The following is a 13,357-nucleotide window of genomic DNA, read 5'->3' as shown; positions in this document are numbered from 1 at the left end:
CGCGTCGGGTCTCGCCGCGTCGGGTCTCACCGCGTCGGAGAGGGCGCGCTCGCGCAGTGCGCCGCGCCGGAGCTTCCCGGTGCCCGTGCGGGGGAGTTCCGTGACGAATTCGACGGCGCGCGGGTACTTGTACGGGGCGATGGTCTGCTTGACGTGGGCCTGGAGCTCGCGGACGGTCCCCTCGGCGGCCGGGACGCCGGCGCCGAGGACCACGTAGGCCTTGACGACCATGCCGCGCCGTGTGTCCGGGGCCCCGACCACCGCGCATTCCTCCACGTAGGGGTGGGTGGCCAGGGCCTTCTCCACCTCGGGGCCCGCGATGTTGTAGCCCGAGGACACGATCATGTCGTCGCTGCGGGCGACGTACCAGAAGTAGCCCTCCGCATCGCGGATGTAGGTGTCGCCGGTGATGTTCCAGCCGTTCCTGACGTACGAGGCCTGGCGCGCGTCCGCGAGGTAGCGGCAGCCGGTGGGGCCGGTGACCGCCAGCAGACCGGGCTGCCCGTCGGGGACGGGATCGCCCTGCTCGTCGACGACGGCGGCGCGGTAGCCGGGCACCGGGCGGCCGGTGGAACCGGGCCGGATGTCCTCGTCGGCCGCGGAGATGAAGACGTGCAGCATCTCGGTGGCGCCGATGCCGTCGATGATGCGCAGCCCGGTGGCGGCCTGGAACTCGTGCCAGACCGCGGCCGGCAGCGCTTCCCCGGCGGACACGCAGCGGCGCAGCCCGGCCAGCCGGTCCACCGCCCCGCCCTCCATGATCGCGCGGTAGGCCGTGGGTGCGGTGAAGAGCACGGTCACCCCGTGAGCCGCGACGAGCTCGGCCAGTTCCAGCGGGGGCGCCTGCTCGATCAGCAGGGTGGCGGCCCCGACGGAGAGCGGGAAGACCACCAGCCCGCCGAGCCCGAAGGTGAAGGCGAGCGGCGGTGTGCCGGTGAAGACGTCGTCCGGGCGGGGTTTGAGGACGTGCCGGGAGAACGTGTCGGCGTTCGCGAGGACGTCGCGGTGGAAGTGCAGGGTCGCCTTGGGGCGGCCGGTCGTACCGGAGGTGAAGGCGATCAGCGCCACGTCGTCCGCGGCGGTGACCACGGTGGCGAACCGGCCGTCCTTGGCCGCGCAGCGCGCGGTCAGGTCGGTCGGTCCGGGACCGCCGTACGTGAGGACGGGCAGGTCCGGGAAGTCCTGCGCGTCCGCCCCGCCGGGGCGGCGGGCCGGGTCGAGCTCGTCGGCGTAGCGGTGGTCGCACACGGCGAGCAGGGGCCGGCTGATGTCGGTGAGCTCGGCGAGCTCGGACGCGCGCAGCATCGGCATGGTGGTGACGGCGACCCCGCCGGCCTTCAGGACCCCGAACCACGTGGCGACGAGCCACGGGTTGTTGGGGCCGCGCAGCAGGACGCGGTTGCCGGGCACGAGGCCGAAGTCCTCGGTGAGGACCTGGGCGACCTGGTTGGCGCGGTGCTGCAGTTCGCCGTAGGTCCAGCGCTCGGTGGGGGTGAGCAGACAGGGGCGGTCGGGGCCCAGCCGTTCGACGGCCTCGTCGAGCAGGCGCTGGGCACAGTTGAGCCGGTCCGGGTACTCCAACTCCGGGAGGTCGAAGTGGAGTTCGGGCCAGAGAGCGAGGGGCGGCAGCCGGTCACGACAGAAGGAATCGGCATGCGCGGAAGGGGAGAGCTCCATGGGGCGGCACCTCAATCAGGGAGCAGCGGGGAGACGGGTGCAAGATATGTCGAACATTTAGCGTCCGTCAACATCTCGCGATATCCGAGAGCGTGACCCCCGTCGCGGACGACCGCGCAGCAGCTCAGGCCGCGGGTATCCGCACCCGGACCGACTTCCCGAACTCATGCGCCATGACGGAGAGTTCGCCACCCAGCTCGCCCGTCATCAGCTGCACGATCAGCAGCCCGCGCCCGTCCTCGGATTCCGGATCGATCTCGGCGCGCGGAGCCGGCAGCCGCGGCAGCCCCGCACCCCGGTCCGCGACCTCCAGTCGGAGCCAGCCCCCGCCGAGGGCCACCCCGACCCGCATCCGGCCGGCTCCCGCGTGCCGGACGACGTTGCCGACGAGTTCACTGACGGCCAGCAACAGGACGTCGGCCGCGCCGCACGGGACGCGCCAGCCTTCGAGCGTGGCCCGCACCCGGGCCCTGACCTGCGGAACGCTCGCGGCGACGGGGTCGGCGACCCAGTGCACGAAACTCCGGACCGCGGGAGGGGCGGAGGTGGCGGTACTGGTGAGCATGACGTGCTCCCGGAGGGGGAAGGTGGCGCGTCCGCTGGTGTGCCTCGTGCAACTGCTCAAGAAGTCGAACGACCCCTGGGCTTGTAGTCAGCGGAAATGCGTCGCTAGAGTCGTGATTACACGTGTAACAAGCTACGCCGCCCCCGGCGACTCGCGCAAGCATTTCGGACATACGACGCGAAGCCTGCACGCCGCCCCCGCCGGGACCGCCGCATTGGAAGGGCCGCAATGACGCAATCCCCACCCGCCGAGTTCGACATCGCCGACATGACCTGGCCGCCCCCGCCGTACCAGTCACCCGTGCCGCCCGTGACGGGCGCGGACGGCGTGCGCCGCTTCGACGGGATCACGTACGCGACCACCCCGGGCTACCGTCCCCGCCTGCTCGACGTCCAAGTGCCCGCGGGCGAGGGGCCGTTTCCGGCGGTCGTCTGGATCCACGGCGGCGGCTGGCTGGACGGCGACCGCCGCTACCCGCCGCCGACCGTGCCCGCCGCCCTGCTGCACGGGGCGGTACTGGCGGCCGGGCTCGCGCTCGTCTCCATCGACTACCGGCACAGCCTCGAAGCGCCCTTCCCGGCCCAGCTGCACGACGTGAAGGCCGCGATCCGCTACGTCCGCACCTTCGCCGGCACCCTCGGCATCGACCCGGACCGGATCGGCGTCTGGGGCGAGTCCGCGGGCGGCCACCTGGCGGCGCTCGCCGGACTCGTCGGCCCCCACAGCCCCCAGGCCGCGGCACTGGAGGGCACGCACGGCGTCGGCTCCGGCGACACCGGGGTCCTCGCGGTCGTCGACTGGTACGGGGTCTCCGACCTGGTCGCCCTGGCCGCGCACCCGATGCCGGCCATGCCGTCCGGGACGGAGTTCCCCGATCCCTACGAGGCCCTGCTGGGCGCCTCCGTGGCGGAGAACCCGGAGGCGGCCAGGACGGCGAGCCCGGTGACGTACGCCGCGGACTCGACCCCGCCGCCGTTCCTGCTGGTCCACGGGACCCGGGACGGCCTGGTCCCGTACAGCCAGAGCGAGGTCCTCGCCGAGGCCCTGCGGGGTGCCGGGGGCGAGGTCACCCTGCGGCCCGTGGACGGCGCCGACCACATCTTCCTCGGCTCCCCGGACATCACGTCGATCGTCGAGGAGAGCGTGGCCTTCCTGGCCCGGCACCTCGGCGCGGGGGTCTGACGGCCGGTCCCGCGCACGGCGTTCCACCGCGGGGGCGCGGCCCGGCTGCGCCCCCCGCGTTCCCCCGAACCCCCTCCCCCTTCCCCCTCCTTCCAGAGCACAACGGCCACGGGCACTCCCGCGGCCGCGAGAGGCACCGCCATGCCCGGCACTCCGGTCATCACCCCGAACGACAGACCCGACAGACCCGACGGCCCCCGCGCAGCCGCCCGCCGCGCCGCGACCGCATCACCCCCGCGCCGCGACCGCGGAGTCCTCGTCGCGGCCCTCCTGCTCCTGGCGGCCGCCGTGGTCCCGGCCCTCGTGGTCCGCGCCGACGCCACGCATCCGCCCTTCCAGGGGCTGGACGAACGCTGGCTGGTCTGGATGGGCGGCCCCCACGAAGGGCCGTACCTGGCCGCCGCCACGGCCCTGAACTGGTTCGGCGGCCCGCTCGGGGCCGTCCTCCCGCTCACCCTGCTGACCGTCCTGCTCGTCCGCCGGCGCTGGGCCTCGGCCGGTTTCCTGCTCGTCGGCTACCTCGGCGGCAACATGGTCGTCATCCAAGGCTTCAAGCACCTGGTGGACCGGCCGCGTCCGGCCGACCCCCTGGTCCGTGTCGACCACGGCTCCTTCCCGTCCGGCCACGCGGCCACGGCGGCGCTCCTCGTCGTCACCGTCGGCGTGCTCCTGGTCCCGGCCGCCCGGCGCCGGGCCTGGTGGTACGGGGGCGCGGGCTTCACCCTGGCCATGATGTGGAGCCGTACCTGGCTGCACGCGCACTGGCTCACCGACACGGTGGCCGGCGCCGCCTCGGGCGCGGGCGCCGGCCTGCTGGTCTGGTGGCTCTTCCAGCCCGCCCTCGCCCGGGAACGCGTAAGCGGAGCGCGCGGCGGCGCAACCGGGCCGTCCGAACACCGGCCCCTGGCCCTCTAGGGCTTGCTCTCCGGGTCGCGCCGGGAAGGGGTCACGCAGAAGGGGTGCCCGGCCGGGTCGGTGAAGACGCGCCATCGTTGGCCACCCGGCTGGTGCTCCGGCTTGGTCGCGCCCAACTCCAGGAGCAGCGCCTCCGCCTCGTCGAGGTCGTCGACGCCGAAGTCGAGGTGGGCCTGTTGCGGGACGGTGTGGTCCGGCCAGGCCGGCGCTCGGTGACCCTCGACCCGCTGGAAGCCGAGGAAGAGCCCGTCCTCGCCGGTGAGGCCGGCGAAGTCACCGTCGGACGCGGGGTGGGGTTCCAGCCCCGTGGCGCTCTGGTAGAACGCGGCCAGCGCCACGGGGTCGGCGCAGTCGAGCGTGACCGCGGTCAGTTTCAGCCTCGGAGGCACGTCAACTCCCTGATGTCCGGCCCGCGGCCCGGCTGGCGTTCTCGAACTCCCCCGACCGCTCACGAGGTCAGGCGGGGGACCAGAACGGCTTCCACCGCCGGGACCGGCGTCGCCGCCCCCGTCTCGATCAGCTCGTGCACGGCGTCCGCGATCCGTGCCGCCGACGGCAGGTCCAGGCGGATCGTGGTGAGCGCGGGCTGCTGGAGTGCGGAGAGGACCAGGTCGTCGCAGCCGACGAGGGCGACCTCGTCCGGTACGACGATCCCCTCGGCCTGGAGCGCGTGGAGCAGCAGGGCCGCGTACTCGTCGTTGTACGTGAAGACGGCGTCCAGCCCGAGGCTCGGCCAGCGTCGGGCGAGGTCCCTCGCGGACTCCCGCGTGTAGGCCAGTTCCACCGGGGTGACGGTCGCCATGCGCCGGGCCGCCACCGATTCCGCGCCCGCGAGGCGCGGCTGCGCGAGGGTGCCGAGACCCCTCTCCTGGGGCATGACCACGCCGATCCTGGTCCGGCCGCGCTCGATGAGGTGCTCGGCCGCGGCGGCCCCGATGTGGCTGTGGTCGAAGCCGATGGTGTGCACGCCCTCGACGGGGTGGGACGCGAAGGCCAGCAGCCCGCGCACCCCGGCGCGGCCCAGCAGCTCGGCCGCCTGCGGGGTGAAGCGGTCGCCGTCCAGGGCGACGACGGCCGCGGGGCGCAGCTCGGCCCAGGCACGGGCGGCGTCGACGGGGTCGGCGAAGCGGCCCGCGTGGAGCACGGCCGTGTAGCCGAGGTGGTCGAGCTCGCTGTGCAGGTCGTCGACCCAGTCGCTGACGAGGCGGCCGATCGCGGAGATCGACGCGGGCATCAGGACGAGGTTGCTGCGGCCGGCGCGCAGGGACCGGGCGGCGGCGTGCGGTACGTAGCCGAGCTGCCGCGCCGCGTCGAGCACCCGGGCCCGGGTGCTCGCGCTGACCCGGTGGCCCTGGGTGTCGTTGAGGACGAAGGAGACCGTGGCGCGCGACACCCCGGCGAGGCGGGCCACGTCGGCGCTGGTGATCGACGCGGGGACGTGAGTGTCTTTGGCCATGACGTCCCTCGATGCTCCTTGTGCGCGAATTGCTCCTTCCTTCAGGTTACACGAGTTAGGTCAAGGGAGCGGTGGTGTGCGCAGACGTGCGCGCGGGACCGTGCAGGAGGCGGGAGGCTCCCGCCAGGTCGTCGAGCGCGGTGACGACGGAGTCGAAGCGCATCGTCGTGCGCCGGCCGGTGTCGTACGGCTGCCAGTGCGGCAGGTCCGGATGGTTCGGGTCGCCGGTGCGGACGAAGGAGATCCAGGCCCGGTGCATGGCGTACGCGAGGCCGTCGCGGACGGCGGGAGCGAGTCCGGCCAGGAACGGCGCGTGCGCCCACTGGTCGAAGTTGTCGAAGACGAAGGGCAGTTCGAGGCAGTGCGCGGCGCCGAGCCGGCCCTCGTAGGCAGGGGTGGGCAGGTCGAACTGGTACGCCCACACGGGGTGGCCCGCCGCGGCCCTCGCCTCGGCCAGCCGGACGGCGGGGACCCGGAAGAGCTCGTCCGTGATGAGGTCCATCAGCACGTCGGCCGGACGGGCCCCGGGCCGGGCGCGCTCGTACGCCGCGTACACCTCGGCGGCGGCTTCGCTCCCGAAGGTCTCCGCGATCCGGTCGGTCACCTGCTCCCGGGTGGCGGCGGCGTACCCCTCATCGAGGGCGAACCCGAAGTTGGCCTCCTCCCGCGTCCAGCCGATCATGACGTCGATGCCGACGGCGGCTCCGTTCAGCAGCGCCTGCGCCGGGTGGGTCCCGAGGGTGACCCCGTCGATGACCGGCAGGAAGGGCGTCGGCCAGTACCCCCACCGCATGGTCCGCGCGAAGAGCCCGCCGGCCGCCCCGATCAGCTCCTGCCAGGGCAGCGTGCGCAGCTCGGCCAGGTCCTTGGCCCCGGCCAGCTCCAGGTACGCGGCGGTGCGCTCCAGATAGGCGTCCGGGGCGGGCAGGTCCAGGCCGAAGGGCGGGCTCTGCAGGATCACCCGCCGGATCAGCCCCTGGGTCTCGGGGTGTCCGGCGAGGGCGGCGGTGGAGACCGCGCCGCCCGACTGGCCGGCGACCGTGATCAGGTCCGGGTCGCCGCCGAAGGAGGCGATGTTCTCCTTCACCCAGCGCAGGGCGGCGAGCTGGTCGGAGAGCCAGGGATTGCCGCCTTCGCCCTCCTCCCCCTCCTCGCCGGTGTAGAGGTAACCCAGCGGCCCGATGCGGTAGTTGATGCTCACGACGACGAGGTCGCCGTCGCGCGCGAAGGTCTCGCCGGAGTAGCCGGGCAGTGAGCCGGAGCCGGACACGAAGCCGCCGCCGTGGATCCAGACGAGTACCGGACGGCGAGCGCCGTCGGCGGCGGGCGTCCAGACGTTGAGGGTCAGGCAGTCCTCGTCGAACGGCGGCGACCCGTGCCCGCCGAGCACCGGGTCGCCGCCTTCCACGTACATCTGCGGTGCGCTCGGACCGTCGGCGGTGGCGTCCCTCGTGCCGCTCCACCCGGCGTGCGGCCGCGCGGGCCGCCAGCGCAGGTCGCCGACGGGGGGTGCGGCGTAGGGCACGGCCCGGAAGACAGCGACCCCGCGCTCGGTCGCGCCGCGCAGGCGCCCCGCGGGGAGGTCCACCACCGTCGTCTGTTCCTGACCTGGGGAGTGGGGCATGAGCCGTTCCTTCCTGAGTGCGGCGCACCGGATGCGCGATGACAGCGAGATTATGGCGTGAATTTAACGCCCGTCAACACTGCGCAATATATTGAGACGCCCCTTGGGGCTCCTGCTCACATCCACAAGCTGTCCGAGGCCATCCGCTCCGCTTCCACGTCCAGCAAGGGCTCGAAGACCCGCCACAGCACGAGGCAGGCTCCCGCGCCGAGGAGAACCCCGGCGAAGGTGTCGCTGAGCCACTGGGCGTGCAGCCAGGTACGGCTCCCCATCATGGCGAGCACGTAGGACGCCCCGATCACCCACCACCAGCGTCGCGCACGCGGCGGGAACACCACCACCGCGACCACGATCACCAGCGTCACTGCGCTGAACACCTGGCCGGAGGGGTACGAGCCGTCGTTGACCAGGACCCACGGGTGCGGGGGACGCGGGCGGTCGGCCAGCGCCTTGAGCGGCAGGACGAGGAAGACGTTGGTGACGACGGCCGCCGTGAGGACGAACAGCCCCGAGCGCCAGCGCCCGTAGACGCAGAGGCAGCCGATCAGCGCGAGGGGCAGGACGAGACCGAACGGGCCGCCGAGCCGGTCGAGGAAGAGGGCGAACCCACCGAACCCGTCCGATCCGCCGGATCCCTCCGCGGCGGAATCGTTCACCGAGGCGGCCCAGCGGTCGTCGAGCTCCTGGAAGAAGGGCTGCTGATCCACCCGGAGCAGCAGCGCGACCAGGAACGCGAGGAGCAGTAGGCCGACCCCGAGGGCGAGCGCATGGCGCGGCGGGGCGGCGGGGAGGTGATGCCGGGGCGGAGGGGACGGACGGGGCGGGCGGGACGGCGGCACGAGGGAGGGCGAGGGAAACATGGCGAGCCTTTCACGGCCACCTCGCGGCGCGATGGGGACGAGGCGGAGACCAAGGGCCGGGAGCCGGAGGCGGAGACCAAGGGCCGGGAGCCGGAGGCGGAGACCAAGGGCCGGGAGCCGGAGGCGGAGGCCAAGGGCCGGGAGCCGGAGGCGGAGGCCAAGGGCCGGAGGCCGAGAGTCGGGGGCCGGAGGCGGAGGCCAAGGGCCGGAGGCCGAGAGTCGGGGGCCGGAGGCTGGAGCCAGGAGCCGGGACTGCGGGACCATGCGAGCCCCGCGGGATCGACGAGCCCGGCCGGGCGCCGCGGGGTTCCGTCGGACGCGCCGCGTGCGGGTCGGTGGACGACGAAGTCCGTACAGCGGGCACCCACCCAGCGGTGACTGGGCGGTGTCAACGGGCACCTCCCAGCGGTCGCCGGAGAGGGACGCCCTGCCGGGCCGAACGAGCTCGGCGGGGCGGTCCCGGGTCCCCGCCGGCCCGCCGTGCCTGGTGGGCGCGCTCGCCGCGTGAGCCGTACGGGCTGCCGCGTCGCGCAGATACCCGGCCGACGGGTCGTCGCGGTGCGGCACGGAGTATTGCCGATGCGTGACGGCCGCCACAAGTGCAAGAGGGTTTTTCGACACATCAGCCCTGCGAAGTGACTCAACGCGCCGGTTACACGTCATCTCATCGCGGCGCCGCCGTCGGTCACGATCTGCGCAACGACCCGCCGCAGCCTCTGGCGGAGGCTGGAAATGGGTGCTACACAGTCTCCAACGCACTTGGTGACACGTGTAACAACATCAAGTAAACCGCGGTCGTCCGCCCCACCCCCCGTGACACCGCCGCCCGGCCTCCGCTCGCGGGGCGCCCCTCTCCCCACGCACCGCCACCTCCCCGCTCAGTCCCCCGAGGAGTCGTCATGGCCACGCCCGAAGCCGTCGATACACCCGTACCTCCGAAGCCGGAGCCCGCCCTCCAGCGGGGGCTGCTGCCCCTGCTGCTGGTCGCCAACTCCGCGCTGATGGCCGTCTACATGGGTGTCGGCTCCGTCCTGCTCCCCACTCAGATCGCCGAGATCGCCCCCGATGACAAGGTCGCCGTCCTGGGACTGATCGGCGGCATCAGCGCGATCTTCGCCACCGCCTTCAACCCGATCGCCGGGGCCCTCTCCGACCGCAGCGGCCGCCGCAACCCCTGGATCCTGAGCGGCGGCCTGGCCTCGCTCGTCTTCCTGGGCCTGCTCGGCAGCGTGAACACCGCGCTGCTCGTCGGAATCGGCTGGTGCCTGATCCAGGCGACCATGAACATCTACCAGGCCGCGGTCACCGCGATCGTCCCGGACCGGATCCCCGCCGCCCGTCGCGGTACCGCGTCCGCGCTGGTGGGGCTCGGTCTGCCCATCGGCGGCACGGTCGGCGTGCTCGTCGCCTCGAACACCTCCGAGCACCTGCTCACCGGCTATCTGATCCTCGGCGCGATCGTCGCGGTCTCCGCGCTGCTGCTCACCGGATTCTGCCGGGACGTCCCGCGCGCCGAGCTCGCCGTCGAGGCGTCGGCCGCGCCCAAGCGCGCCCAACTGGCCGCCTTCCTCTCGGCCTTGGGCAACCACGACTTCCGCTGGGCCTTCATCGGCCGGGCCCTGATGGTCCTCGGCTACTTCGCCGTCGTCGGGTACCAGCTGTACATCCTCGACGACCACATCACGCTGCCGGCCGGACTCACCCCGCCCGCCGCGATGGCCGTCCTCACCCCGGTGTCGATGGTCGCGATGGCGCTCTCCACCGTGCTCGGGGGGCTGCTGTCCGACCGCCTGGACCGCCGCAAGGTGTTCGTCGGCGTATCGGCCGCCCTCGCCGGACTGGTCATGGTGGTCCCCGTGGTCAGCCCGACCTGGACCGGCATGCTCGTCTTCAGCGCGCTCAACGGCCTCGCCTTCGGCTGCTTCATGGCCGTCGACACCGCACTCGTCACCCTGGTGCTCCCGAGGGCCGAGGACGCCGCCCGCGACATGGGCGTCCTCAACATCGCGAACGCGGGACCGCAGATCATCGCCCCCTTCGTCGCCTCGGCCGTCGTCACCACGCTGGGCGGGTACACCCCGCTCTTCCTGGTCGGCGGAGCCCTCTCCCTGATCGGCGCGCTCGCCATCCTCCCGATCCGCAGCGTGCGCTGACCTCCCTCCTCCGCGCCCACTCCCCCGGGCCCCGGGACCCCGCGAGACCCCCCGGGACTCCTGACCCGTCCCGCGGGACCGGGCCCGGCCTGAACTCCGGCGGGCGCGCGCCGAGGGTCGCGCGCCCGCCGGGCAGCACCGCCTCCGCCCGCCCTCACCTCCCTACGCTCTGAAGGAGCACTCTGTGAGACGCAAGCGAGTCCTGCCGCTGGCCGCCCTGATGCTGTGCACGCCGGCCCTGGCCGGCACGGCACCCGCGGTCGCAGCGCCGCAGACCGCGCCCGCCGCGGAGCCGGCGGCCGCGCCCGCCGGTCCGCTGCGGATCCTGCTCACCAACGACGACGGCTACAACGCGCCCGGCATCCGCAAGGCCTTCGAGCGGCTGACCGCCGCCGGGCACGACGTCACGATCGTCGCCCCGCTCACCAACCAGAGCGGTACCGGCACCAAGATGATGAGCGGTGCCCCTACGATCTCGGTGAAGCACCCCGAGCCGAAGGTCTGGGCCGTCGACGGCACTCCGGGCGACTCCGTCGCCTTCGGACTGGCCGCGGTGTTCGCCGGCGAGGCCCCCGACCTGGTCGTCTCCGGCACCAACTTCGGCCCGAACGTCGCCGGACTGGCCACCCACTCCGGTACGGTCGGCGGCGCCGTCGCCGCTCTGGAGAGCGGCGTGCCGGCCATCGCGCTGAGCACCGGCGGCCTGAGCGCGCCCGATCCGGTCACCACGGTCAACGCCATGGGTCCCACGCTCGATTTCGCGGTCAAGCTGATCGACCGGCTGCGGGTCCGGGCCCGGTCCGGTCCGCTGCTGCCCAAGGGCGTCGGCCTGAACGTCAACCACCCGATCGTCGGCGCGGACGGCAAGGGCACGGCCGCAGGTGTGGCTGCCACCTTCCAGGACCCGCAGAACTTCCTCGAGCCGGACTTCACCGACGCGGGTGACGGCACCTGGAAGGTGGGCGTGAAGGTGGCCCTGAAGCCCGCCGCCAAGGGTGGTGACATCGAGGCGGTGGCCGCCGGCAAGATCGCCGTCAGCCCGATGAACTCCGACTGGAACACCGGACCGGCGGACCACGCCGTGACCTCGGCCCTGATCGCCGGGCTCCGTCCGTAGGACCGCGGACCGGCCGGGGGCGGAGCGCGCCCGACGCTCCGCCCCTGCCTCACGCCACGCCTGCGCTCGCCCCCACGCACGCACCACCCGCATCCCGCACGACTCCAGGAGGACGGATGAAGAGGCCCGGCAACCGGCTGTCTTCGGCAAGACCCCTGCTCGGCACGGCCCTCGCACTGGTGACCCTGCTCGCCTCGGCACTTCCGGCAGCGGCCTCCCCGCCCTCACCGTCGGCATCGGCGGCCGCCGGCTCGCCTCCCCGCCCTGTCGTCGCCGTGGCGCAGGGCGGCCTGCGGGGTCAATCACGGGACGGCGCAGAGGAGTTCCTCGGTGTTCCCTACGCCGCTCCCCCGGTCGGGGAGGCACGGCTGCGGGCGCCTCAGCCTCCCCCGCGGTGGAACGGGGTGCGCGAGGCCGTGCAACAGGCCCCCGCGTGCCTGCAGTTCTCACCGTTCGGTCTGGCCGATCCGCGAGCCGTCAGCGAGGACTGCCTGTATCTGGACGTCTACCGGCCCCGGACCGCCCGCCCCGGAGCCCGGCTCCCGGTGGTCCTCTGGATGCACGGGGGCGCGTACAGCCAGGGGACGGGCTCGCAGTTCGGCGGGCGCACGATGGCCGATCTCACCCAGAGCGTGGTCGTCAGCATCAACTACCGCCTGGGGCAGCTCGGTTATCTGGCGCTGCCCGAGCTGGGCCGGGAGAACGCCCGGCTTTCCGGTTCCTTCGGCCTGATGGACCAGCTCGCCGCGCTCCAGTGGACCCGGCAGAACATCGCGGCGTTCGGCGGGAATCCGGGCAACGTGACGATCTCCGGGCAGTCCGCGGGCAGCGGTTCCGTCTGTGCGCTGCTGGCGGCCCCCTCGGCCGCGGGTCTCTTCCATCGGGCCGTGCTGCAGAGCGGTCCGTGCACCCTGCTGCGTACGCCCGACAGCACGAGCGCCGAGGGGCAGGCACGGTCCTTCGCCGCGCAGGCGGGATGCGCCGTTCCGGCCGAGGTGGCCGCCTGCCTGCGCGCCGCCTCCGGTGCGGCGCTGGTCGAGGCGGCCCGTACGCTGCCCACCCCGGGTCCGGTGTCGGGTGACGGGCTGCTGCCGGTCCCGCCCGCGCAGGCCATCGGAAGCGGCGCGTGGAACAAGGTGCCGGTGCTGATCGGGAGCACGCGCGCCGAGGCCCGTTTCTTCGTCGCGCTGACACAGCCGCACCTGACGGCGGAGCAGTACACCACGCAGGTCCTGGCGGACTACGGGGCCGCGGGTCCCGAGGTGCTCGCCCGCTATCCGGTCGCGGCCCACGGCTCGCCGTACCTAGCGCTGTCGGCCGTCATGACGGACTCGACCTTCGCCTGCCACACGGCGTGGACGGCGCAGCTGTTCGCGTCCCAGGTGCCGACGTACGTCTACGAGTTCGACGACCCGCAGTCGCCCACGCTCGCGGGGGCGCAGGTGCCGGGCCTGGACGAGTCGAACGCGCACAGCGCGGAGCTGGCCTACCTGCACGACTTCACGATGGGCGAGCGCCCGCTGACCCCGGCCCAGGCCGCGCTCGGCACCCGGATGAAGCGCTACTGGGCCGCGTTCGCGCGCCTCGGCGCCCCCGTCGTGTCGGGTCAGACCACGTGGCCGCCGGCCGGCGCCGCCGGTACGGTCCTCACCCTGAACCCGTCGGCGACGCGGACGACGTCGTCCTTCGGCGAGGACCACCAGTGCGCCTTCTGGCGGGCCCGGCCTCCCCGGCCCCTCTGAACGACCGGGACCGACCGGCACCGGCCAGGACCGACCGACACCGACCGAGACCAGCCGGGACCGGGC

10 protein-coding genes and 1 pseudogene are annotated in these 13,357 nt (G+C 73.4%); 5 read left to right on the top strand and 6 right to left on the bottom strand.

Translation table 11 applies throughout. The features are described 5' to 3' along the window. Positions 1–48 precede the first annotated feature (48 nt). Both IF88_RS0121675 and IF88_RS42255 read right to left on the bottom strand, forming a co-directional pair. Positions 49–1,677: pseudogene (locus IF88_RS0121675) on the bottom strand (AMP-binding protein); the annotation flags it as partial. A gap of 124 nt (positions 1,678–1,801) precedes the next feature. Then, positions 1,802–2,242, bottom strand: coding sequence for an ATP-binding protein (locus IF88_RS42255; protein WP_051837280.1), 441 nt, complete (start codon positions 2,240–2,242; stop codon positions 1,802–1,804). Positions 2,243–2,470: 228 nt separating this feature from the next. On the opposite strand from IF88_RS42255, the gene IF88_RS0121665 reads away from it, so the two are divergent. Together IF88_RS0121665 and IF88_RS40635 are read left to right on the top strand one after the other, a co-directional pair. After that, the gene (locus IF88_RS0121665) at positions 2,471–3,424 is read left to right on the top strand and encodes an alpha/beta hydrolase (RefSeq protein ID WP_051837278.1); all 954 of its coding nucleotides are present in this window, start codon (positions 2,471–2,473) and stop codon (positions 3,422–3,424) included. A 141-nt stretch (positions 3,425–3,565) separates the two neighbouring features. Further along, a complete protein-coding gene (locus IF88_RS40635; RefSeq protein WP_063754824.1) occupies positions 3,566–4,339 on the top strand; it encodes a phosphatase PAP2 family protein in 774 nt (257 codons plus the stop codon). Here IF88_RS40635 and IF88_RS0121655 read toward each other — a convergent pair. The 4 genes from IF88_RS0121655 to IF88_RS40630 form a co-directional block, all read right to left on the bottom strand. Next, a complete protein-coding gene (locus tag IF88_RS0121655; RefSeq protein WP_030714802.1) occupies positions 4,336–4,728 on the bottom strand; it encodes a VOC family protein in 393 nt (130 codons plus the stop codon). The two genes, IF88_RS40635 and IF88_RS0121655, sit on opposite strands and share 4 nt — an antisense overlap. Before the next feature lie 59 nt (positions 4,729–4,787). Then, positions 4,788–5,795 carry a LacI family DNA-binding transcriptional regulator gene (locus IF88_RS0121650; protein ID WP_030714799.1) on the bottom strand — a complete coding sequence of 336 codons (1,008 nt, stop codon included), beginning with the start codon at positions 5,793–5,795 and terminating at the stop codon, positions 4,788–4,790. Between the two features lie 55 nt (positions 5,796–5,850). Then, positions 5,851–7,419 carry a carboxylesterase/lipase family protein gene (locus IF88_RS0121645; protein ID WP_051837276.1) on the bottom strand — a complete coding sequence of 523 codons (1,569 nt, stop codon included), beginning with the start codon at positions 7,417–7,419 and terminating at the stop codon, positions 5,851–5,853. 116 nt (positions 7,420–7,535) lie between these two features. Continuing rightward, complete coding sequence (locus IF88_RS40630; RefSeq protein WP_051837275.1) at positions 7,536–8,279, bottom strand: phosphatase PAP2 family protein; 744 nt, start codon at positions 8,277–8,279, stop codon at positions 7,536–7,538. An 899-nt stretch (positions 8,280–9,178) separates the two neighbouring features. Here IF88_RS40630 and IF88_RS0121635 point away from each other — a divergent pair. From IF88_RS0121635 to IF88_RS0121625, 3 genes are all read left to right on the top strand, one after another. Beyond that, complete coding sequence (locus IF88_RS0121635) at positions 9,179–10,432, top strand: MFS transporter (RefSeq protein ID WP_030714790.1); 1,254 nt, start codon at positions 9,179–9,181, stop codon at positions 10,430–10,432. 184 nt (positions 10,433–10,616) lie between these two features. Then, the gene (surE, locus tag IF88_RS42250; RefSeq protein ID WP_051837273.1) at positions 10,617–11,549 is read left to right on the top strand and encodes a 5'/3'-nucleotidase SurE; all 933 of its coding nucleotides are present in this window, start codon (positions 10,617–10,619) and stop codon (positions 11,547–11,549) included. A gap of 116 nt (positions 11,550–11,665) precedes the next feature. Further along, positions 11,666–13,291 carry a carboxylesterase/lipase family protein gene (locus tag IF88_RS0121625; RefSeq protein ID WP_037806529.1) on the top strand — a complete coding sequence of 542 codons (1,626 nt, stop codon included), beginning with the start codon at positions 11,666–11,668 and terminating at the stop codon, positions 13,289–13,291. Positions 13,292–13,357: the final 66 nt, after the last annotated feature.

The sequence above is a fragment of the Streptomyces sp. NRRL F-2580 genome, assembly GCF_000720115.1.
Classification (GTDB): Bacteria; Actinomycetota; Actinomycetes; order Streptomycetales; family Streptomycetaceae; genus Streptomyces.
The sequence above is the reverse complement of the archived record's forward strand: the minus strand, read 5'-3'. Positions and strand labels throughout refer to the sequence as shown.

Excerpts from the sequence above, each read along its gene's own strand:
- IF88_RS0121650 (WP_030714799.1), bottom strand. The coding sequence starts at position 5,795 with ATGGCCAAAGACACTCACGTCCCCGCGTCGATCACCAGCGCCGACGTG.
- IF88_RS0121645 (WP_051837276.1), bottom strand. The coding sequence starts at position 7,419 with ATGCCCCACTCCCCAGGTCAGGAACAGACGACGGTGGTGGACCTCCCC.
- IF88_RS40635 (WP_063754824.1), top strand. The coding sequence starts at position 3,566 with ATGCCCGGCACTCCGGTCATCACCCCGAACGACAGACCCGACAGACCC.
- IF88_RS42255 (WP_051837280.1), bottom strand. The coding sequence starts at position 2,242 with ATGCTCACCAGTACCGCCACCTCCGCCCCTCCCGCGGTCCGGAGTTTC.
- IF88_RS0121625 (WP_037806529.1), top strand. The coding sequence starts at position 11,666 with ATGAAGAGGCCCGGCAACCGGCTGTCTTCGGCAAGACCCCTGCTCGGC.
- IF88_RS0121665 (WP_051837278.1), top strand. The coding sequence starts at position 2,471 with ATGACGCAATCCCCACCCGCCGAGTTCGACATCGCCGACATGACCTGG.
- IF88_RS40630 (WP_051837275.1), bottom strand. The coding sequence starts at position 8,279 with ATGTTTCCCTCGCCCTCCCTCGTGCCGCCGTCCCGCCCGCCCCGTCCG.
- IF88_RS0121635 (WP_030714790.1), top strand. The coding sequence starts at position 9,179 with ATGGCCACGCCCGAAGCCGTCGATACACCCGTACCTCCGAAGCCGGAG.